This is a genomic window from Mesorhizobium sp. WSM4848 (assembly GCF_055811375.1).
This window is the reverse complement of record NZ_JBVVPX010000009.1, coordinates 88,226-108,837: the sequence shown is the minus strand read 5'-3', so window position 1 is coordinate 108,837 and position 20,612 is coordinate 88,226. Positions and strand designations below refer to the sequence as shown.

17 protein-coding genes are annotated in these 20,612 nt (G+C 64.6%); 10 read left to right on the top strand and 7 right to left on the bottom strand.

Annotated elements, in window-relative coordinates; all coding sequences use genetic code 11:
* Window positions 1–234 precede the first annotated feature (234 nt).
* From hrpB to nhaA, 4 genes are all read left to right on the top strand, one after another.
* A complete protein-coding gene (gene hrpB / locus AC0L16_RS11510; protein WP_473620815.1) occupies window positions 235–2,844 on the top strand; it encodes an ATP-dependent helicase HrpB in 2,610 nt (869 codons plus the stop codon).
* Between the two features lie 32 nt (window positions 2,845–2,876).
* Complete coding sequence (locus tag AC0L16_RS11505) at window positions 2,877–4,202, top strand: ActS/PrrB/RegB family redox-sensitive histidine kinase (RefSeq protein ID WP_473620886.1); 1,326 nt, start codon at window positions 2,877–2,879, stop codon at window positions 4,200–4,202.
* 63 nt (window positions 4,203–4,265) lie between these two features.
* On the top strand, window positions 4,266–4,829 hold the full coding sequence (locus tag AC0L16_RS11500; protein ID WP_023796717.1) for an ActR/PrrA/RegA family redox response regulator transcription factor: 564 nt from the start codon (window positions 4,266–4,268) through the stop codon (window positions 4,827–4,829).
* 183 nt (window positions 4,830–5,012) lie between these two features.
* Complete coding sequence (gene nhaA / locus AC0L16_RS11495) at window positions 5,013–6,209, top strand: Na+/H+ antiporter NhaA (RefSeq protein ID WP_473620813.1); 1,197 nt, start codon at window positions 5,013–5,015, stop codon at window positions 6,207–6,209.
* A 368-nt stretch (window positions 6,210–6,577) separates the two neighbouring features.
* On the opposite strand, the gene AC0L16_RS11490 is transcribed toward nhaA, so the two are convergent.
* On the bottom strand, window positions 6,578–7,078 hold the full coding sequence (locus tag AC0L16_RS11490; protein ID WP_473620812.1) for an MmcB family DNA repair protein: 501 nt from the start codon (window positions 7,076–7,078) through the stop codon (window positions 6,578–6,580).
* A 76-nt stretch (window positions 7,079–7,154) separates the two neighbouring features.
* Entirely contained in the window at window positions 7,155–7,577 is a 423-nt protein-coding gene (gene cueR / locus AC0L16_RS11485; RefSeq protein WP_473620810.1) for a Cu(I)-responsive transcriptional regulator, read from the bottom strand.
* Window positions 7,578–7,803: 226 nt separating this feature from the next.
* On the opposite strand from cueR, the gene AC0L16_RS11480 reads away from it, so the two are divergent.
* Entirely contained in the window at window positions 7,804–8,421 is a 618-nt protein-coding gene (locus AC0L16_RS11480) for a L,D-transpeptidase (protein ID WP_473620884.1), read from the top strand.
* Window positions 8,422–8,534: 113 nt separating this feature from the next.
* On the opposite strand, the gene AC0L16_RS11475 is transcribed toward AC0L16_RS11480, so the two are convergent.
* From AC0L16_RS11475 to trpS, 3 genes are all read right to left on the bottom strand, one after another.
* A complete protein-coding gene (locus tag AC0L16_RS11475) occupies window positions 8,535–9,104 on the bottom strand; it encodes a NifU family protein (RefSeq protein ID WP_023796710.1) in 570 nt (189 codons plus the stop codon).
* A 187-nt stretch (window positions 9,105–9,291) separates the two neighbouring features.
* Window positions 9,292–9,783: a universal stress protein gene (locus AC0L16_RS11470; RefSeq protein ID WP_023796709.1), complete on the bottom strand. Its 492-nt coding sequence runs from the start codon at window positions 9,781–9,783 to the stop codon at window positions 9,292–9,294.
* An 88-nt stretch (window positions 9,784–9,871) separates the two neighbouring features.
* Window positions 9,872–10,954 (bottom strand): tryptophan--tRNA ligase, encoded by a 1,083-nt coding sequence (gene trpS, locus AC0L16_RS11465; RefSeq protein ID WP_473620809.1) that lies wholly within the window; start codon window positions 10,952–10,954, stop codon window positions 9,872–9,874.
* 358 nt (window positions 10,955–11,312) lie between these two features.
* Here trpS and AC0L16_RS11460 point away from each other — a divergent pair, with 358 nt between their 5' ends.
* Together AC0L16_RS11460 and AC0L16_RS11455 are read left to right on the top strand one after the other, a co-directional pair.
* Window positions 11,313–11,558 (top strand): type II toxin-antitoxin system VapB family antitoxin, encoded by a 246-nt coding sequence (locus AC0L16_RS11460; RefSeq protein WP_473620807.1) that lies wholly within the window; start codon window positions 11,313–11,315, stop codon window positions 11,556–11,558.
* On the top strand, window positions 11,558–11,962 hold the full coding sequence (locus AC0L16_RS11455; protein WP_473620805.1) for a type II toxin-antitoxin system VapC family toxin: 405 nt from the start codon (window positions 11,558–11,560) through the stop codon (window positions 11,960–11,962). Before AC0L16_RS11460 ends, AC0L16_RS11455 begins: the two co-directional genes overlap by 1 nt.
* Here AC0L16_RS11455 and murJ read toward each other — a convergent pair.
* Together murJ and AC0L16_RS11445 are read right to left on the bottom strand one after the other, a co-directional pair.
* Window positions 11,937–13,535, bottom strand: coding sequence for a murein biosynthesis integral membrane protein MurJ (gene murJ, locus AC0L16_RS11450; RefSeq protein WP_473620803.1), 1,599 nt, complete (start codon window positions 13,533–13,535; stop codon window positions 11,937–11,939). The two genes, AC0L16_RS11455 and murJ, sit on opposite strands and share 26 nt — an antisense overlap.
* A gap of 46 nt (window positions 13,536–13,581) precedes the next feature.
* A complete protein-coding gene (locus tag AC0L16_RS11445) occupies window positions 13,582–16,383 on the bottom strand; it encodes a [protein-PII] uridylyltransferase (protein WP_473620802.1) in 2,802 nt (933 codons plus the stop codon).
* A 309-nt stretch (window positions 16,384–16,692) separates the two neighbouring features.
* Here AC0L16_RS11445 and AC0L16_RS11440 point away from each other — a divergent pair, with 309 nt between their 5' ends.
* From AC0L16_RS11440 to AC0L16_RS11430, 3 genes are all read left to right on the top strand, one after another.
* Window positions 16,693–19,197, top strand: coding sequence for a heavy metal translocating P-type ATPase (locus AC0L16_RS11440; RefSeq protein ID WP_473620801.1), 2,505 nt, complete (start codon window positions 16,693–16,695; stop codon window positions 19,195–19,197).
* 42 nt (window positions 19,198–19,239) lie between these two features.
* Complete coding sequence (gene copM / locus AC0L16_RS11435) at window positions 19,240–19,638, top strand: CopM family metallochaperone (RefSeq protein ID WP_473620799.1); 399 nt, start codon at window positions 19,240–19,242, stop codon at window positions 19,636–19,638.
* 82 nt (window positions 19,639–19,720) lie between these two features.
* Window positions 19,721–20,566: an aldo/keto reductase gene (locus AC0L16_RS11430; protein WP_473620798.1), complete on the top strand. Its 846-nt coding sequence runs from the start codon at window positions 19,721–19,723 to the stop codon at window positions 20,564–20,566.
* Window positions 20,567–20,612 lie beyond the last annotated feature (46 nt).

Here is a 20,612-nt window from a genome sequence, read left to right as displayed (position 1 = left end):
AGCATAAATTCGCTTGTATCTGGGCGGTGGTCCCGGCCCGCCGTTCTCTCAGGAAATATCCCGACTTCCTGTCGCTCCTCGGCCGCGCCATCGTCGGGGGCTCCGCCTTTGACTATGGCGAGGAGGTGGACCCGCTTTGAGTTGGTCCGTTGCCCGGTTGCGCGGCGACCGTCACCGCTGATATGCGGAGCGCGACCGACCTGCCGCGGTTGGATGGATGCATCCCCTGAAACAATGACCAGAAAACCCTTGCCAGAGCTTCCGGTCTCCGCCGTCCTGCCGGCGCTCGGTGAAGCGCTTGGCCATGGCAACAGTGCCGTGCTGGTGGCGCCGCCCGGCGCCGGCAAGACGACGCTGGTGCCGCTGGCACTGCTCGACGCGGCATGGCTCGGCCCGGGAAAGATCATCCTGCTCGAGCCGCGCCGGCTCGCTGCCCGCGCCGCTGCCCGCCGCATGGCCGAACTGCTCGGCGATGAGCCCGGCGAAACGGTCGGCTATGCCATGCGGATGGAGAACCGCACTTCAGCGAGGACCAGAATCCTTGTCGTCACCGAAGGCGTGCTGTCGCGGATGATCCTCGACGATCCGGAGTTGCCCGGTGTCTCGGCGGTATTCTTCGACGAGTTCCACGAGCGCTCGCTCGACGGCGATTTTGGTCTGGCGCTGGCGCTCGATGTGCAAGGTGCGCTGCGGCCCGATCTGCGACTGCTGGTCATGTCGGCGACGCTCGACGGCGCGCGCGTCGCGCGGCTGCTTTCCGGCGCCCCGGTGGTCGAGAGCGAGGGACGCGCCTTTCCCGTCGACATCCGCTACGACGAGCGGCCGGCCGGCGTCGCCATCGAGGACGCCATGGCCAAGGCGATCCGCGCGGCCCTTGCCGAGGAGAGCGGCAGCGTGCTCGCCTTCCTGCCCGGCCAGCGCGAGATCGAGCGCATCGCCGAGCGGCTGCAAGGCCGCGTCAGTGCCGACACCGACATCGTGCCGCTCTATGGCATGCTCGACAACAAGGCGCAGGACGCCGCGATCAAGCCGGCGCCGTCCGGCCGCCGCAAGGTGGTGCTGGCGACCTCGATCGCCGAGACCTCGATTACCATCGACGGCGTGCGCGTCGTCATCGATTCCGGCCTGTCGCGCCTGCCGCGCTACGCGCCGGCCAGCGGCCTGACGCGGCTGGAGACGGTGCGGGTCAGCAAAGCCTCCGCCGACCAGCGCGCCGGCCGCGCCGGCCGCACCCAGCCGGGCGTCGCCGTCCGGTTGTGGCGGGCCGAGCAGACCGCGGCACTTCCCGCCTTCACCCCGCCGGAAATCCTCGAGGCCGACCTTTCCGGACTTCTGCTCGATTGCGCCGCCTTCGGTGTCGCCGACCCGTCGAGCCTCTGCTTCCTCGATCTGCCGCCGGCCCCGGCACTCAGCGAGGCAAGGGCGCTGCTTCGTGCGCTCGACGCCATTGACGAGGCAGGGCGCCTGACGCAATCGGGTGCTGCAATGCGCAGGCTGGCACTGCCGGTGCGCCTGGCCCACATGGTCGCCGAGGCGGCAAACACCGGCCAGGCGTTCGAAGCGGCCATGCTCGCCGTGCTGCTCACCGAGCGTGGGCTGGGCGGCGAAGGCGCCGACCTCGAAAGGCGGCTGATTCGGTTCCGATCCGAAAGATCACCGCTAGCCACCGCCGCGCGGCAGCTCGCCGAGCGGCTAGCGAAACAGGCTTCACCATCGAGAGGGTCCGAAGCACGGGCGAGACCGGTGGCTCGCCCCGGTACGTCGATCCGCGAAGCGGAGCGGGACGGAATGGGGGCTGGCACGCCATCGCCGACCCCACCCCGTCTCCCTCGCCTTGCTGGGCAAGGCTCACTCGCCGACCCTCCCCTCGAGGAGGAGGGTAGCGCCGGCGCTCTCCTCATCCATGCCTGGCCGGACCGCGTCGCCAAGGCGCGCGGCGAGCGCGGCCGTTTCGTGCTGGCCAACGGTTCGGGCGCCATGCTCGACGCCGCCGATCCGCTGGCGGGCGAAACCTGGCTTGTCGTCGCCGATCTGCAGGGCAAGGCGCAGAACGCCCGCATTACGGCAGCGGCGGCGATAGACGAGGCCGACATTCGCGCCTCGCTCGCCGATAAGATCGAGACAAACCGCGAAACCGGTTTCGACCGCGACAGGCGCGCAGTGCGTGTGCGTGAAACCGTTCGCCTCGGCGCCATCACGCTGTCCGAACGCATGCTGCCGGCGCCGGCCGGCGTTGACGCCGATCGCGCCATCCTCGACGCCTTGCGCCAACACGGGCTGTCGCTGTTGCCGTGGGGCAAGGAGGCCGAAACGCTGCGCCAACGGCTCGGCTGGCTGCATCGCGGTCTTGGCGCGCCCTGGCCAGATGTTTCCGACGCGGCGCTCATCGACCGTCTCGACGACTGGCTGCTGCCCTTCCTTTCCGGCGCGGCGTCCTTTGCCGCGATTGATCCGGGCGTGCTTTCGGCCGGCCTCATGGCATTGGTGCCGCACGATCTGCAGCGCCAGATCGAGGCGCTGGCGCCGACCCATTTCGACCTTCCATCCGGCAGCCACGTGCCGATCCGCTATGACGGTGAATGGCCGGTGCTGGCGATCCGCGTCCAGGAGCTGTTCGGTCTCGACCGGCATCCCGCGATCGCCAACGGCGCGGTGCCGCTGACTCTCGAGCTATTGTCGCCGGCGCATCGGCCGATCCAGACGACGCGCGACCTGCCCGGTTTCTGGCGCGGCTCCTGGGCCGATGTGCGGGCCGAGATGCGTGGCCGCTATCCCAGGCATGTCTGGCCGGAGAACCCGCTTCTCGCCACCGCCACCAGCCGCGCCAAACCGCGGGGGACCTAGCCTTTATCCTTTTCCGGCTATAATCCTTGGCCATGATAAACATCCTGCGGGCGCCCGACTTCCAGCAAAGCCAGCGGCTGCGCCTCAACACGCTGATCAGGCTGCGCTGGCTTGCCATTGTTGGCCAGAGCCTGGCGGTTCTTGTCGTTGCCTACGGGCTGAAATTCCCGCTGCCGGTCAGTCTCTGCTTCGCGCTGATCGCCTGTTCGGCCTGGATGAACCTGTTGCTGACCTTCCGTTATCCGGCGGCGCATCGGCTGACCCCGCTGCCGGCTTTCGCCATCCTGACCATCGACAGCCTGCAGCTTGCCGGTCTGCTCTACCTGACTGGCGGGCTCACCAACCCGTTTTCAGTGCTGGTCACCGTGCCCGTGGTTATCTCGGCGACGTCGCTGCCGCTGCGCCTGACCGCCATCCTCGGCGCGCTGGTGATAGTGACGGCGAGCCTGCTGGTGTTCTTCCATCTGCCGCTGCCCTGGTACGAGGGCGCGCCGCTGGAGATGCCGTTCATTTACGTCGCCGGCATGTGGATGGCGGTGTTTTCCTCGATCGCCTTCACCGCGATCTACGCTTTCCGCGTGGCCGAGGAAGCCCGGCTGCTCGCCAACGCGCTTGCCGCCACCGAATTGGTGCTGCAGCGTGAGCAGCACCTGTCGGCGCTGGACGGCCTTGCCGCCGCCGCCGCGCATGAGCTCGGCACACCGCTCGCCACCATCACGCTTGTTGCCAAGGAGATGGAGAAGGCGCTCCGCAATGATCCGAAATACAGCGAGGACGTGACGCTGCTGCGCTCGCAGAGCGAGCGTTGCCGCGAGATCCTCAAACGCCTCACCAGCCTGTCCTCCGAGGGCGAGGCGCATCTCTCCCGCCTGCCGCTGACCTCGCTGGTCGAGGAGATGACCGCCCCGCACCGCGATTTCGGCATCTCGATCAAGCTTCACCCCGGCGAGCGCATCGGCCCTGAACCGGTCGGACGGCGCAATCCCGGCGTCATCTACGGCCTCGGCAATCTGGTCGAGAACGCCGTCGATTTTGCCCGCAAGAGCGTCACCGTACGCTGGAGCTGGAACGAGGCCACGGTCACCTTCTCGATCACCGACGACGGGCCGGGCTTTCCTCCCGAGATCATCGATCGCATCGGCGAGCCCTATATGTCGACGCGCCAGGGCACCGAGGCCGGCGGCGGCCTCGGACTGGGGCTGTTCATCGCAAAAACCCTGCTTGAACGCTCGGGCGCCACGCTCGATTTCCGCAATTCAAACGAGCCGGGCGAGGGCGCCGTCGTGCGGATATCGTGGCCGCGCAGCGTCTTCCTCAATCCTGAATCGGCTTCGGCCACCATGTTTGACACGGCTTGAATTGGACAATAGCGCTGCAAAACTATATTTGCGTAAAATTCAGGCAGCAGGAACTTCAAGACAATGAATGGCGACGAAACGATTGGCGCAATGGTTGAGGGCGAGGACACCTCGCTGCTGATCGTCGACGACGACAGGCCGTTCCTCACGCGGCTTGCGCGCGCCATGGAGACCAGGGGTTTCGTGGTCGAGACGGCCGAGAGCGTCGAGGAGGCGGTGGCCAAGGCGCGCGCCAATCCGCCAGCCTACGCGGTGGTCGACATGCGGCTCGCCGACGGCAACGGACTCGACGTCGTAGCCGCCATCCGCGAGAAGCGCGACGACGCCCGCGCCGTCATCCTCACCGGCTATGGCAACATCGCCACCGCAGTTACGGCGGTGAAGCTGGGAGCCATCGACTATCTGTCGAAACCAGCCGATGCCGACGAGGTTTTCGCGGCGCTTACCCGCACTGCGGGCGAACGCGCCGCGCCGCCTGAAAACCCGATGTCGGCCGACCGCGTTCGCTGGGAGCACATTCAGCGCGTCTACGAAATGTGCGACCGCAACGTCTCCGAGACGGCGCGCCGGCTCAACATGCATCGCCGCACGCTGCAGCGGATACTCGCCAAGCGCGCGCCGCGCTGACACCTGACCGAACCGAAGGTTCGTGTCGGCGAATAGCAGGCATCACGCGCAAATCAAGGTGCTACAGCGCCCTTTGCGCGCCCAAAGGATACGCCGCGCTGTAGAGGCTTGCCCTGCCATCGGCGGTTGCGCATCATCGCATGAGGCGACACCGGCCCTTTCGGCCGACACGATGGAGACGACATGCAGGACCAGAAGCCGCGGCCGATCTCCATCTTTCGCGAATTCCTGGCCAGCGAGGCGGCAGGCGGCATCGTCCTGATGGCCGCCGCCGCATTGGCGCTGGTCGTCGCCAATTCGCCGCTGGCCGAAACCTATTTCGACGCCCTTCACGCCTATCTGGGACCGCTCAGCGTCTCGCACTGGATCAATGACGGCCTGATGGCGGTGTTTTTCCTGCTGGTCGGCCTGGAGATCAAGCGCGAGATGCTGGACGGCCAGCTGTCGTCCTGGCCACGCCGCGCTCTGCCCGGCATCGCCGCTGCCGGCGGCATGCTGGTGCCGGCACTTGTCTATGTCGCCATCAACCGCGACAATCCAGCCGCCCTGTCCGGCTGGGCGATCCCGACCGCCACCGATATCGCCTTTGCGCTCGGCGTGCTGTCGCTGCTCGGCAGTCGCGTGCCGGGGTCGCTGAAGGTATTCCTCACCGCGCTCGCCATCATCGACGACCTTGGCGCCGTCATCATCATTGCGGTGTTCTACACGAGCGGCCTGTCACTCGCCTATCTCGGCGCCGCCTTCGCCGTCATCGCTCTGCTCATCGTGCTCAACCGCATGAAGGTGCTAACGCTGCTGCCCTATCTCCTGCTTGGTGTCGTCCTGTGGGTGCTGGTGCTGAAATCTGGCGTCCATGCCACGCTCGCCGGCGTGGCGCTGGCCCTGACCATACCTTTGAAGATCACCCCGGGCATCAGCCGGGATTCAGACCATTCCCCGCTGCACCGGCTCGAGCACGGCTTGCACAGGATAGTGCCCTTCGTCGTCGTCCCGATCTTCGGCTTCGCCAATGCCGGCGTCTCGCTCGCCGGCCTCAGTGCTGCCACCCTGGTCGAGCCGCTGACGCTGGGCGTCGCCGCTGGCCTCATTGCCGGTAAGCTGGTCGGCGTATTCGGTTCTTCCGCGCTTGCCATCCGGTTCGGCCTCGCCGATCTGCCGGTCAATGCCGGCTGGCTGCACATGGTCGGCATTTCGCTGCTCTGCGGCATCGGCTTCACCATGAGCCTGTTCATCGGCCTGCTCGCCTTCGCCAGCAATGTCGAGCTGCAGGAGGCGGTCAAGGTCGGCATCCTCGCCGGCTCCTTCATCGCCGCCATCCTCGGCGCCGCCGTGCTGCTGATGGCGCCGGCGGCGAATGGGATGGACGAGGAGGAAGAGTAGCCGACAAACGTCGCGCCGCCCCTCATTGCCTTGCCATCGCCGATTTGCAGCTCTTGGGTTCCTCGCCCCCGCTAAGCGGGGGAGAGGTGGCCCGGCGAAGCCGGGACGGAGAGGGGGACGACGCTTGCGTAGCCAGAACCGGTGAAGGTCAGGGCGCTTGACGGCCATGAAACGAAGCCTGTCAGGAGGCCTTGAGGGGAACAACCTCCCGGACGCCGCGAAGGGCCCCTCTCCGTCCCGGCTTCGCCGGGCCACCTCTCCCCACTTCGTGGGGCGAGGAACCCAGGTTCTGAGAAGGCAGCCGCACTTGATTCCCATTGGGAGAGGGGTGGTGGCGGCCGGATGAGGGGCAGCGAAAACGTCGGAAGCTACTCGCTCTCGCCCTCCAGCGCCGGCACCGCCACGCCAGCGAGTTCCGCCGCCAGCAGCCGCGCTGCACCGGCCCGCGCGATCCTCAGCATCAGCGCCTTGCGCGTCGCCGCCGCCATGCGGTGCTCGGGCGCATCGCGCAGGATTTCGGCGCCGTAGCCGTCGGAAAGGATAAAGCCGCATTCCTGCGGAAAAATATCCGAGGGCACGCCGGGATGCGTGGCAAAAAAGAACCGGTCGGAGTGCAGCCGGTAATCCGGCCATTTGCGGTCGACCCTGAAATCCTCGATAGAGGACTTGATCTCGATGATCCAGATGTCGCCCTGGCGGGTCAGCGCGACGAGGTCGGCGCGACGCCCGGTCGCCAGCGACAGTTCCGGCAGCACATGCGCGCCCATCTCCCTGAGCAGCCGCTGGACGCCGCGCCGAACCAGCATCGCGCGCTCCGACTGGCGGCCATCGATCAGGGGATTGAGAGGAATCGGTGAGATAATTGGCATGGCGGCATCATGCCAGACTTTGTTCACGGTTTGAACCCGTTTGAGGCACCCAAGGTGGTTTTTGCGTGCGCAACCTTCACATCTGTGCGGGAACGACTTCATCACTTGGCAAAACCGCCCCCGCAATATCGTCAAGGATCGGGCAGTCCGGCCTGTCATCGCCGTGGCAGGCATGGATCAGCTTCTGCAGGGTCGAGCGCATCGACTGCAATTCGCGCACCTTCTCCTCGATCGCCGTCACATGCGCGGCGGCGATCTCGCGTACGTCATGGCTGGCGCGGCTGCGGTCCTGGTAGAGCGCCATCAGCTGGCGGCAGTCGTCGATGGAAAAGCCTAGATTGCGCGCGCGGCGCAGAAACGTCAGCCGGTGGATGTCGTCGCTCGAATAATCGCGGTAGCCATTGCCGGCGCGTGCGGGACGGATCAGGCCGATCTCCTCATAGTAGCGAATGGTCTTGGCCGGGAGGCCGGAACGCTGGGCGGCATCTCCGACATTCATGATTGGTTCCCTGACTTCCGGCGGCCTGGCGGACTGCCCATTGAATTTCCTACATAATCTTATGAGAGCCGTTGCCGAAAAGCCACAGGTACCGACTTACCAGCATGTAAGCCCCTTGCATATAGGCATCGCCCGCTTGGCAAGCAAAGCAAATGCCAGCATGAATGATGGCGACAAGGCGGCCGTTTCGTGCCGCTATCTTTCGGGCGGGGCATCGGACCTTTTCATGCGCATGAAGTCATTCGCAATCGTCGCCGCATTTGCGCTGTCGACGGCAATTGCTGGTTGCAGCACCATCAGCTCGCAGATCTTCACCAACAACTATGGCCCGATGACCGATGCAGGCTATAAACTGCCGCGCGTTCCGATCGAAAAGGTGCCATTCAAGTACCGCCGGCAGGTGGTGAGCTATGACACCGACGAAAAGCCGGGCACCATCGTCGTCGATACGCAGAACAAGTTTCTCTACTACGTCATGGGCGGCGGCGAGGCGATGCGTTACGGCATCGGCGTCGGCCGCGAGGGTTTTGAATGGCGCGGCACCGCCCGCATCGCGGTGAAGCGCGAATGGCCGACCTGGACGCCGCCTTCGGCGATGATCAAGCGCCAGCCGGAACTCGCCAAATTTGCCGGCGGCATGGATCCCGGATTGACCAACCCACTCGGCGCGCGCGCCCTGTATCTGTTCAACAAGGGCGGCGATTCAGGCTACCGCCTGCATGGCAGCCCGGAGTGGAACTCGATCGGCAAGGCGATGTCGTCGGGCTGCATCCGGCTGATGAACCAGGACATCATCGACCTTTACGAGCGCACCTCCGTCGGCGCCAAGGTTATCGTTCTCTAGAGCTCATACGCGGACCGTCTAGGCAACAACTGACGTCCCAAAACAGAAAACCGGGCAATTTGGCCCGGTTTTTTGTTTTTGCTCGAGCGCGAATTGTTCCTGGACGTTGCCTCTCAAGAGACCTGTTCGACCTGCTGCACCTCGGGCACAAAATGCCGGAGCAGGTTCTGGATGCCGTGCTTCAGCGTCGCCGTCGACGACGGGCAGCCGGCACAGGCGCCCTTCATGTGCAGGAACACGGTGCCATTCTCGAAGCCGCGGAAGGTGATGTCGCCACCGTCCTGGGCGACCGCCGGGCGCACCCGCGTGTCGAGCAGTTCCTTGATGGTGATGACCAGTTCCTCGTCGGCCTTGTCGTAGAATTCGCCGGTCTGGCTGGTCTCGGCGGCGGGGCCGGCCCTGGCCATGACAGGCGCGCCGGACATGAAGTGCTCCATGATGGCGCCGAGGATCGCCGGCTTCAGATGCTGCCAGTCGGGGCCGTCCTTGGTCACGGTGACGAAATCATAGCCGAAGAAGACGCCGGTAACGCCGGGGATCTCGAACAGCCGGCCGGCCAGCGGCGAAGCCGCGGCGGCGCTGTCGGCATCGCGGAAATCGGCGGTGCCTTCGACAAGCACTTCCTTGCCGGGCAGGAACTTCAATGTCGCCGGATTTGGCGTCGATTCGGTCTGGATGAACATGGACGTCTCCGAGCCCGTTCGGGCAGATAGTTTGGAATAATTCTAAATAGGCCTTATCGGCAGGACATTCAAGCGAAACGCAGCACCGGAACCGCCGCCCGAGAGAATGTTTTTTCTTCTGCCCGCCGCACCGGAAGCGCAGGAAGCCGCCGTTTGCATGCCGGCCTCACCTGAATATCAGCACACCTTAGGCCAGGCTGTCGATTTCTTCGTCCGACAGGTTCTGCGGCACCACTGTCACTGGAATGGGGAAGGCGGCGCCTTTGCCGGCGACCGCGCCGACCAGCGGCCCCGGCCCCTCCTTGCCGGCGCCGGCCGCCAGCACGAGGATGGCGATATCCTGGTCCTCTTCGATCAATTTGTGGATCTCTTCCGTCGGCTTGCCTTCGCGCACCACAAGTTCCGGCTCGATGCCGAGCTTCTGGCGCACCTTGTTGGCATAGCTGTCCAGTGCGGCGCGCGCGGTGGCGGTGGCCTCCTCGCGCATGATCTTCTCGACGCCCAGCCAATGCTGGAAATCGTCCGGCTCGATCACATAGAGCAGCACCAGCACGCCGCTGGTGCTCTGCGCGCGCTTCGAGGCGTAGACGACGGCCCGTTCGCATTCGGGCGTGTCGTCGATGATCGCCAAAAACTTGCGGCGATGGCCGGCTTCGCGGCTGAGGCGTTTGGAGACCATTTTCTACCTTCGATGGTTTCGGTCGCAATCTGCCACCGCCACAGCCCGGCCGCAAGCGACCGGCGGATGTAGCGATATTGGCTGCAGATTAACCCTGCAGCAGGCCGATGATGTCGCGCACGGTCTTCATCGTCGCCTCGGCCAGCAGGCCGGCCCGCTCGCCGCCATCGCTGAGCACCGCGTCGACATAGGCGCGGTCGCCGGAAATGCGGCGCATTTCGCCGGCGACCGGCGCCAGCTTTTCCACGGCAAGATCGGCCAGCGCCGGCTTGAACACCGAAAACTGCTGTCCGCCGAACTCTTTCAGCACCGCCTCCTTCGACATCTCGGCGAGACCCGCATAGATGCCGACGAGGTTTTCGGCTTCCGGCCGGCCGGCCAGGCCGTCCAATTCGCCGGGCAACGCCTCCGGGTCGGTCTTGGCCTTGCGGATTTTCTTCGAGATGCTGTCGGCATCGTCGGTCAGATTGATGCGCGACAGGTCCGACGGATCCGACTTCGACATCTTCTTCGAGCCGTCGCGCAGCGACATGATGCGCGCCGCCGGTCCGCCGATGATCGGTTCCGTCAGCGGGAAAAAGCCGTTGACCGTCTCCTCGCCGACCTTCATCTCGACGCCGACACCAAGGCCGGCGATGCGGTCGGAAAAGTCGTTGTTGAATTTTTGCGCGATGTCGCGTGTCAGCTCCAGATGCTGCTTCTGGTCGCCGCCGACCGGCACATGGGTGGCGCGGTAGACGAGAATGTCGGCCGCCATCAGGCTCGGATAGGCAAGCAGCCCAAGCGAGGCGTTCTCGCGATCCTTGCCGGCCTTGTCCTTGAACTGCGTCATCCGGTTCATCCAGCCGATGCGGGCCACGCAGTTGAAGATCCAGGCAAGCTCGGCGTGCTGCATGACCCGCGACTGGTTGAAGACGATGTGCTTCTTCGGGTCGATGCCGGAGGCGAGAAACGCCGCGGTGATCGCGCGCGTCTGGTCCCTGAGATCCTCATGGACAAGCTGCGCGGTCAGCGAATGCAGGTCGACGACGCAATAGATACAATCGGAGGTGTCCTGCAGCGCGACGAATTTCTTGATTGCCCCGAGATAGTTGCCGAGGTGCAGATTGCCGGTCGGCTGGACGCCGGAAAAGACGAGGGGCTTGAAGGCGGGCTGATTGGCGTCGGTCATGGTGCTTCCATGGCTTGTGGAGGGCCGTTTCGCGCGCGGCGAAAGTCTTGCGACGGCGCGCTTATGGACGAGAGCGGAGAGGGGATCAAGAGGCTGTGGCTGAGCGGCGCAGGGCTTTGGCCTCGGCTGAGCAAGACGCCCTGTTTGGAGAATAGCGACGACTTAGAAACAAAAGACCGGCCTTGCGGCGGGTGGGCGGCGCAAATCAGCACCATAAAAAATTATTAGCATAACTGTCGGCACAAAGCGAGAACAAAATTTGACTTAACGCCGGGACGATCGGCTTCCGTTTCGCCCGGCGTTGACGAGGCAATGTAGATAGCTACATAATACCAACTACATCAATGGGCCAAAACCGATGACGATCAATATCAACAACAAGGAGGCTGACAATCTGACGCGTGCTTTCGCGAAGCTTGAGGGCGTCGGCATCACCGAGGCGATTGTGATCGCTATGCGTGAAGCTCTGGAGCGCCGGCGCAACCGCGAGACGCCGCTGGAGACTGCGGCACGGCTCCGGGCCGAGTTCGGTATTGAGCTAAGCGAGCAGGCGCGAAACCCGCTGCCGCGCTCGGTCTACGACGAATTGTCCGGCGAAAACTGATGTTCATCGATGCAGCCGCTATCGTCGCAATACTGAGCCACGAGACCGAAGCCGAGCGCTGCGCGCAGGCAGTCATGAAAGCGTCGGCTCCGTTCACGTCTGCGATCGCGGTTTGGGAAGCCGCGATGGCGCTTTCGCGATCGGAAAAGCTGGCAACACCGGTCGTCACAAGCTTCAAGATAGTCAGCCGTTTTCTCGAGGAGCGCGGAATCGCCTTGCGAGAGCTACCACCGGCGTCTGACGCAGCAACTCTGTCTGTGGAGGCCGCGTCGCGGTTTCGCAACAACGCTGGCCGCCTGAACATGGCCGATTGTTTCCACTATACATGCGTGCGCCACTATGGCGTTGCGATGCTTTCGACCGCAGACGAATTCCGCTTCACGGATCTGGAGACTGTTCCCTAGTCGAAGGGGAGGCCTTTCGCCTGATACTGCGCCGGATCATGCCGAAATCTGCCCCCCCGGTGACGAAGGCGGTGACGAAATAAATCAGCGCCCCGCCGGCGACCAGCCCAAGCAGCGTTGCAGTCTTGACCACCAGCGGCGAGCCGGAAGCGAGGCTGGCCGCAAACCAGTGCTCGGCAAAATACAGCGCCGCCGCCATCACCGCCGCCGACAGCACCAGCCGTGGGATGCGTCTCATGAGCGGCACGTCGCGGCCCCAGTGGCCGCGCCGGATCAGCACGCCGAGCAGCATCAGCGCATTGACCCAGCCGGCGACGGCCGAGGCGACGGCGATGCCCGGCGCGCCCATCTGCGGAAACAGCGTCAGCGCGGTGGTGATGTTCACCGCCACCGAGATGGCGGCGAAGATCATCGGCGTGCGCGTGTCCTCGCGGGCGAAATAGCCGGGGGTGAACGCCTTGATCAGGACGAAGGCCGGCAGGCCCAAGCCGAAGATCGCCAGGATCGCCGCCACGGTCGGCGTCGAGTTGTTGGCGGCAAATGCGCCGCGTTCGTAGACCAGTCCGACGATCGGCTCCGCCATGACCAGCAGTGCCGCCGCCGCCGGCAAGGTCAGGAACAGCGTGAACTCCACGGACCGGTTCTGCAGATTGGCCGCCTCGATCAGGTTGCCTGACTTCAGCGCCCGCGACAGTTCGGGCAGAAGCACGATGGCGACGGCGATGCCGACGACGCCGAGCGGCAGCTGGTAGATGCGGTCGGCATAGGCGAGCGACGACACCGCGCTGTCCTGCGCCGAGGCGATTGCGGTGCCGATCAGCTGGTTGATCTGGGTGATGCCGCCGGTGATCGCCGCCGGCAGCGCCAGGATCAGCAGCCGCTTGACATTGGGCGTCATCCTTGGCCGGCGAAAGCCGATCGAGATGCCGGCATGGCGCACCGCCACCCAGACGATCGCCAGTTGCACCAGCCCCGCCGCCAGCACGCCCCAGGCCAGTGCGAAGCCAACGCTGCGCGCGTCCGATCCCTTGTGCCAGGCATAGGCGAGCACGCCGATCAGGATAACGTTGAGGAACACCGGCGCCACCGCGGCGGCGAAATAGCGGCGCAGCGAATTCAGCATGCCGGCCATCATGGCGCCGAGCGACATGCAGATCAGATAGGGAAACATGATGGTCGCAAGCCCGACCGTCATCTCGAACTTTCCCGGCGAGTCGGCAAAGCCCGGCGCCACCAGGTAGCGCACGATCAGCGGCATCGCCAGTTCCATGGCGATGGTCAGCGCCAGCAGCGCCGTGAACAGCACGCCGAACACCTCTTCGGAAAAGCGCTTGGCGCCGTCGGTGCCGTGGGTCTCGATCTCCTTGGCGAAGAGCGGCACGAAGGCGGCGTTGAAGGCGCCTTCGGCAAACAGTCGGCGGAATGTGTTGGGAAACTGGAAGGCGGCGTTGAAGGCGTCGGCGATTGGCCCGGTGCCGAGCGCGGCCGCCATCAGCATTTCACGGCCAAAACCGAGAGCGCGGCTCATCAGCGTGCCGGAAGCGACCGTGGCGAACTTTTTGACAAGGCTCATTTGTGTGGAGATTGCCTGGGTGATCTGGAAAAATCGAGGACGGCGTTCACTCGGCCGCAGCCTTGGCCTTGCCGCCGCGCTCGGGCACGGTGCCTTCGAGGACGGCGATCAGCCTGTTTTGGATGGCGGCCATGCGCGTCGGGCTGTCGATCTTCTGGCCGGTGAGATCAGTGACATAGAAGGTATCGATGACCTTTTCGCCGAACGTGGTGATGTGTGCCGAGGCGATGTCGAGCGACAGGTCGGACAGCGCCCCGGTGATCTCGGACAGCAGGCCCGGCCGATCCAGTCCCTCTACCTCGATCACCGAGAACCGGTTCGACAGCGTGTTGCGGATTTCGGCACGCGGCTGGATGCGGAAAACCTTGGCGCCGCGCCGCGGCTTGGTGCGCTTCTCGATCATCTCCGGCAGCCAGCTCTTGCCCGACAGCACGTCCTCGATCAGGCGGCCGACGCGTTCGGCGCGGCGGCGTTCGTCCTCGTCGCGGTCGAATTCCCTTGAAATCAGGATGGTGTCCAGCGCGCGGCCGTCGGAGGTGGTGAAGATCTGCGCGTCGACAATGTTGCCGCCGGCCGCCACACAGGCGCCGGCAATGACCGACAGCAGGCGAGGATGGTCCTGCGCCAGCACGGTGATCTCGGTCACCGCCTCGAACTGATGGGTCTTGATCATCGTGGCGAGCTTCTTGCCTGCCGCATCCGCCTCGCGGATGAATTCGGCGTGGCGAAGCTGGTCGGCGAGATCGACCGCCAGCAGATAATTCTCATAGTGCTTGGCGACATAGCGCTTGCGCGCCTTTTCCGGCCAATCGGCGAGCGCCTCGGCCAGCTTTTCGCGGGCGGCTGCGGTGCGCATCGCACGCGACACTTCCGAAAACCCGCCGGTCAACAGCAGTTCGGTCTCGTAGTAGAGCGTGCGCAGCAACTGCCCCTTCCAGCCGTTCCAGACGCCAGGCCCGACGCCTCTGATATCGCAGACGGTTAGGACGAGCAGCAGCTTCAGCCGTTCGACCGACTGCACGATCGCGGAAAAGTCCTCGATCGTCTTGCGGTCGTTGAGGTCGCGGGTCTGCGCCGTCATCGACATGGCCAGATGGTTCTCGACCAGCCAGGCGACCGTTTCGGTTTCGGCCGCCGACAGCCCCATATGCGGGCAGATGCGCCGCGCGATCCGGGCGCCCGCTTCGGAATGGTCCTCGGGCCGGCCCTTGGCGATATCGTGCAGCAGCACCGCGACATAGAGCGCCTCGCGGCTTTTCTTCAGCCCGGGCATCAGCGAGTGGGCAAGCGGGTGGATCTTTTCACCGTCGCCGCGCTCGATCTCGGCCAGCACGCCTATGCAGCGGATCAGGTGCTCGTCCACCGTATAGTGGTGGTACAACGAGAACTGCATCATGGCGACGATCTTGCCGAAATCCGGGATCAGTTTTGCCAGCAGTCCCGCCTCGTTCATGCGCCTGAGATTGAGTTCGGCATTGCGGTCCGACGTCAATATGTCGAGGAACAGCCGGTTGGCTTCCTCGTCGCGCCTGAGCGCCTTGCCGACAAGGCGGAGCGAACGGGTCAGCAGCTTCAGCGCATCGGGGTGAAATTCCAGCCCGTGCTTGTCGGCGAACCAGAACAGCCTCAAGAGATTGACCGGGTCGCGCTCGAACACCAGGTCGTCGGCGATGTTGATGCGATGGTTGTCGACAATGAAATCTGACGTGCCGGCAAGCTTGCGCTTGCGACGCGAGAAGGTGAGGAAGATGCGGTTGAAGCCCGGCACATGCTTGGCCTGCTCTTCCTCGAGCGCCGCGCAGAAGATGCGGGTCAGATCGCCGACGTCCTTGGCGACGAGGAAGTAGTGCTTCATGAAGCGCTCGACCGCCGACAGGCCCGGATGTGTGGTGTAGCCCAGCCGCTCGGCGATCTCGCGCTGGATGTCGAAATGCAGCCGTTCCTCGGCCTTGCCGGTGAGGAAATGCATGTGGCAGCGCACCGCCCACAGGAAGTCCTCGGCCTTCTGGAATTCCCGGTATTCGGTGCCGGTGAAGACGCCCTTGTCGACCAGTTCCTCGCCGGTGCGGACCCGGTAGAAATACTTGCCGATCCAGAACAGCGTCTGCAGGTCGCGCAGGCCGCCCTTGCCGTCCTTGACGTTGGGTTCGACCAGATAGCGGCTTTCGCCGGCCTTGGCATGACGCTCGTCGCGTTCGGCAAGCTTGGCCTGCACATATTCGGGTCCGGTCGTGCGCACCACCTCGCGGTCGAAGCGCTGCAAGAGCTCGTCATAGAGCTTCTGCTCGCCCCACAGGAAACGCGCCTCCAGGATCGAGGTGCGGATGGTGATGTCGGTGCGCGACTGCCGCAGGCATTCGTCGATGTTGCGGGTGGCGTGGCCGACCTTCAGCCCCAGGTCCCACAGCACGTAGAGCATGTATTCGACGATCTGCTCGCCCCATGGCGTCTGCTTGTAGGGCAGCAGGAACAGCAGATCGATATCGGATCCCGGCGCCAGCGTGCCGCGGCCATAGCCGCCGACCGCGACGACGGCCATGCGTTCGGCCGATGACGGATTTTTGACGCGATAGATGTGGGTGGCGGCGAACTCGTAGAGCGCGCGGATGATTTCGTCCATGAGATGCGATAGCCGGGCGGCGCAGGCAGTCCCGCTGCCGTCGTCCATCAGCATGCGTTCGGCGATGCTGCGGCCGGCAGCTAGCCTGCCCTTGAGAAGCTGGAGAACACCGGCACGCGCAGCCTTGCCGGAGCCGTCGCCTGCCGTGGCTGCAGTCAGCGCGGTCATCTCGCGGCGCAAGGCTTCGCCGTCGATCAGTTCGTCGAGCTTTAGAGAGATTCTTGCCATAAGTGCCGTTCGGCCTCGCCGTTTTTGGCGGCGTCTATAGCGCGTTTCCGCGGCGCTGGGTATGGGGCGGAAGGACACGCTCTCCACGGGAGCCGAAACCGGATGATCGCCTCCTGCCGCAGTTGATAGATGGTCTTGCTGGACGATATTGCCAAGCCCAGAAGTGGCGGCGGCCATAAGCATGGAAGCGGTTTGGGTCAGACAGTCTGGCATGCACCACGGCACCAAAGGTCGAAATTGGCTCTTGACCTTCCAGTCACTGGAAGCACTACCTCTGTTGCAAGTTCGAGACAGAGAGGCCTTTCCGCATTGACGCATTCCGACCACGACCATCATGCCCATAGCGGTTGCTGCTCGCCGAAAGCTGCTCCGTCCGTTGCCGACGCGGTCATTCGCGATCCGGTCTGCGGCATGACCGTCGATCCGGCCGCCGGCAAGCCGACCGCCGAGCATGGCGGCCATCGCTATCATTTCTGCAGCGAGCGCTGCCGTTCGAAATTCACGGCCGAGCCGGAAAACTACATTACCGCCACCGACCCGGTCTGCGGCATGCGTGTCGAGCGTGCCGCCGCGAAGCACTTTTCCCGGAATGAAGGCCAAGGCTTCTATTTCTGCTCGGCCGGCTGCAAGGTGAAATTCGAGGCGGAGCCGGCAAAGTATCTTGGCGACAGGCTGGAGCCGCAGGCGATGCCGAAAGGCACGCAATACACCTGCCCGATGCATCCCGAAATCATCCGCGACAAGCCAGGCGCCTGCCCGATTTGCGGCATGGCGCTGGAGCCGATGGGCGTGCCGACCGGCGACGAGGGCCCGAACCCGGAACTGGTCGATTTCACCAGGCGCTTCTGGGTGAGTGCCGTGCTGTCGGTGCCATTGCTGATATTCGCCATGGCGCCGATGCTCGGCCTGACTTTTAGCGCCTCCATCGAGGATTCGACCAAGATCTGGGTGGAATTGGCGCTCGCCAGCCCGGTTGTGCTGTGGGCGGCTTTTCCTTTCTTCCATCGCGGCTGGGATTCGGTTCTCAACCGCAGCCCCAACATGTGGACGCTGATTTCGCTCGGCGTTGGTGCCGCCTATCTGTACAGCGTCGTCGCCGCGCTATTCCCGGATCTGTTTCCACACCAGTTCCGCGGTCATGAGGGCACGGTGCCGGTCTATTTCGAGGCAGCCGCCGTCATCGTGGCGCTGGTTTTCCTCGGCCAGGTGCTGGAATTGCGCGCCCGTGAAAAAACCGGCTCGGCGATCCGCGCGCTGCTCGACCTCGCGCCGAAGACGGCGCGGCTGATCGGCGAGGACGGTTCCGAAAACGACGTGCCGCTCGACACGGTCAAGGCCGGCGACCGCCTGCGCATCCGCCCCGGCGATGCCGTGCCGGTCGACGGCATCGTGCTGGAAGGCCGCTCTTCCATCGACGAATCGATGCTGTCCGGCGAGCCGCTGCCGATCGAAAAGACTGAAGGCGATAGCGTCACCGGCGGCACGCTCAACAAGAACGGTTCGCTGATTATGCGCGCCGAGAGGATCGGCGCCGAAACCACGCTGGCGCGCATCGTCGCGCTCGTCGCCAAGGCGCAGCGTTCGCGCGCGCCGATCCAGGGCCTGGCCGACCGCGTCTCCTTCTATTTCGTCCCCGCCGTCGTCGTGGTTGCGATCATTGCGTTCATCGCCTGGGCGATCTTCGGGCCGCAACCCAGCCTGATCTTTGCCATCGTCTCGGCGGTCTCGGTGCTGATCATCGCCTGTCCTTGCGCACTGGGGCTTGCCACGCCGATGTCTATCATGACCGCCACAGGGCGCGGTGCGCATGCCGGCGTGCTGATCAAGGACGCCGAGGCGCTCGAGCGCTTTGCCTCGGTCGACACGCTGATCGTCGACAAGACCGGCACTTTGACCGAAGGCCGGCCGAGATTGACCGACGTCGTCGCTGCCGAGGGCATGGCGGACGATGATCTGCTGGCACTTGCCGCCGGCCTCGAAAAAGGCTCGGAGCATCCGCTGGCCGAGGCGATCGTCGAAGGCGCCCGTGAACGCGGGGTAAAAATTCCCGACGCCGGCGGTTTCGAGGCGGTCACCGGCAAGGGCGTTTCCGGCACGGTGTCGGGACAGAAGGTGGCGCTCGGCAACGCCGCGATGATGGCAGCTCTCGGCATCGATATCGCATCCATCTCGACCAGCGCCGAATCGCTGCAGGCCGAGGGCAAGACCGCGATGTTCGTCGCCGTCGGCAACAAACTGGCCGGCATCATCGCCGTCGCCGACCCGATCAAGGCGACGACATCAGAGGCGATCAAGGCACTGCACGAGCGCGGCCTGAAGATCATCATGGCGACCGGCGACAACGAACGCACGGCGAAAGCCATCGCAAGCAAACTCGGCATCGACGAGGTGCGTGCCGGCCTGCTGCCGGAACAGAAGAGCGCGCTGGTCGAGGCGTTGCGCGCCAGCGGCAGCGGCGTCGCCATGGCCGGCGACGGCGTCAACGACGCGCCGGCGCTGGCCACCGCCGATGTCGGCATCGCCATGGGCACCGGCGCCGATGTCGCGGTCGAAAGCGCCGGCATCACGCTGGTCAAGGGCGATCTCAACGGCATCGTCCGGGCCCGCACGCTCGCACAGGCGACGATCCGCAACATCCGCCAGAACCTGTTCTTTGCCTTCCTCTACAATTTGCTTGGCGTGCCGGTCGCCGCCGGCGTGCTCTATCCACTCACCGGCACGCTGTTGTCGCCGATGCTTGCGGCAGCGGCGATGAGCCTGTCCTCGGTTTCGGTGATCACCAACGCGTTGCGGCTCAGGACGTTGAAACTCTGAGCCAAGTCCCCAGATAGGATTCGCCCAAAAAGGAGATCATGAATGACCAAGAAGATCGTGCTGCTGCTGATGATGGCGGCCGGAATGCTGCTTGCCGTTTTCCTGGAAAGCATTCCGTCGCAAGCCCAGGAGACGAAACACGACATGGGGGCGCACGACATGGGCGCGATGGGCGCGCAGGGTGCCTCGACCGATAGCTACAGGGCGGCGATGGACAAGATGCACACCGCGATGACGGCGATCGAATATTCCGGCAATGCCGATTTCGATTTCGCCCGCGGCATGATCCCGCATCACCAGGCGGCTATCGACATGGCCAAGGTCGAGCTTGCCAATGGCAAGTATCCGGAAATGCGCAAGCTGGCCGAAGCGGTGATCGCGGCGCAGGAAGCCGAGATCAAGCAGATGCAGGATTGGCTGGCCGCCCATCCGGTGAAGTAGCATCAGGCAGTTCGCGGGAAGGACTTTCGTCTGGATTTCTGCCCGGGGCTGTGCTGCCATCGGACATCGACTGGAGCACGCCATGCCGTCAACGATAAGAACCACAACATTGCCTTCGGGCGAAGCCGTTCCCGTGCTGGGTCAAGGCACCTGGAAAATGGGCGAGGACGCCCGCCGCCATGCCGATGAGGTCAATGCCCTGAAGCTTGGGCTGGATCTCGGCATGACGCTGATTGACACCGCCGAAATGTATGCCAGCGGCGGCGCCGAGCAGGTGGTGGCGGATGCCATTGCCGGGCGCCGCGACGAGGTTTTTGTGGTCTCCAAGGTGCTGCCGTCCAACGCCTCGCGCACCGGCGTGCCGGCGGCCTGCGAGGCAAGCCTCAGGCATCTGCGCACCGACCGCATCGATCTCTATCTGCTGCACTGGCCCGGCAGCGTGCCGCTGGCGGAAACGGTCGAGGCCTTCGAAGCGTTGAAGAAAGCCGGCAAGATCCGCCACTGGGGCGTCAGCAATTTTGACACTCATGAGATGGAGAAACTGGTCAGCCTGCCGGCCGGCGACAGCGTCCAGACAAACCAGATCCTCTACAATCTGTCCCAGCGCGGCCCAGAATTCGACCTTGCGCCCTGGAGCCGGCAGCGCGGCATTCCGCTGATGGCCTATTCGCCGGTCGACCAGGGCGTATTGGCGCGCAACGCCAGCCTCGAAGCCATCGCCGCCCGCCACGATGCGACGCCGGCTCAGCTGGCGCTGGCCTGGGTGATGGCACAGGACGGCTTCATCGCCATTCCAAAGGCCAGCAAACAGGAGCATATCCGCCAGAACGCTGCGGCGCTCGACATCGAGCTCACGCGTGAAGACTCCGCCGACATCGACCGCGCCTTCCCGGCGCCGAGGGGGAAGCAGGGCCTGCAGATGATTTGAAGATGGTGCGGGGAAAAACTAAGGCCGCGTTCCTTCGCGCCCCCCT

Bases quoted from the DNA above. Each gene is read 5' to 3' on its own strand.
- hrpB (WP_473620815.1), top strand. From the start codon at position 235: ATGACCAGAAAACCCTTGCCAGAGCTTCCGGTCTCCGCCGTCCTGCCG.
- AC0L16_RS11505 (WP_473620886.1), top strand. From the start codon at position 2,877: ATGATAAACATCCTGCGGGCGCCCGACTTCCAGCAAAGCCAGCGGCTG.
- AC0L16_RS11500 (WP_023796717.1), top strand. From the start codon at position 4,266: ATGAATGGCGACGAAACGATTGGCGCAATGGTTGAGGGCGAGGACACC.
- nhaA (WP_473620813.1), top strand. From the start codon at position 5,013: ATGCAGGACCAGAAGCCGCGGCCGATCTCCATCTTTCGCGAATTCCTG.
- AC0L16_RS11490 (WP_473620812.1), bottom strand. From the start codon at position 7,078: ATGCCAATTATCTCACCGATTCCTCTCAATCCCCTGATCGATGGCCGC.
- cueR (WP_473620810.1), bottom strand. From the start codon at position 7,577: ATGAATGTCGGAGATGCCGCCCAGCGTTCCGGCCTCCCGGCCAAGACC.
- AC0L16_RS11480 (WP_473620884.1), top strand. From the start codon at position 7,804: ATGCGCATGAAGTCATTCGCAATCGTCGCCGCATTTGCGCTGTCGACG.
- AC0L16_RS11475 (WP_023796710.1), bottom strand. From the start codon at position 9,104: ATGTTCATCCAGACCGAATCGACGCCAAATCCGGCGACATTGAAGTTC.
- AC0L16_RS11470 (WP_023796709.1), bottom strand. From the start codon at position 9,783: ATGGTCTCCAAACGCCTCAGCCGCGAAGCCGGCCATCGCCGCAAGTTT.
- trpS (WP_473620809.1), bottom strand. From the start codon at position 10,954: ATGACCGACGCCAATCAGCCCGCCTTCAAGCCCCTCGTCTTTTCCGGC.
- AC0L16_RS11460 (WP_473620807.1), top strand. From the start codon at position 11,313: ATGACGATCAATATCAACAACAAGGAGGCTGACAATCTGACGCGTGCT.
- AC0L16_RS11455 (WP_473620805.1), top strand. From the start codon at position 11,558: ATGTTCATCGATGCAGCCGCTATCGTCGCAATACTGAGCCACGAGACC.
- murJ (WP_473620803.1), bottom strand. From the start codon at position 13,535: ATGAGCCTTGTCAAAAAGTTCGCCACGGTCGCTTCCGGCACGCTGATG.
- AC0L16_RS11445 (WP_473620802.1), bottom strand. From the start codon at position 16,383: ATGGCAAGAATCTCTCTAAAGCTCGACGAACTGATCGACGGCGAAGCC.
- copM (WP_473620799.1), top strand. From the start codon at position 19,240: ATGACCAAGAAGATCGTGCTGCTGCTGATGATGGCGGCCGGAATGCTG.
- AC0L16_RS11430 (WP_473620798.1), top strand. From the start codon at position 19,721: ATGCCGTCAACGATAAGAACCACAACATTGCCTTCGGGCGAAGCCGTT.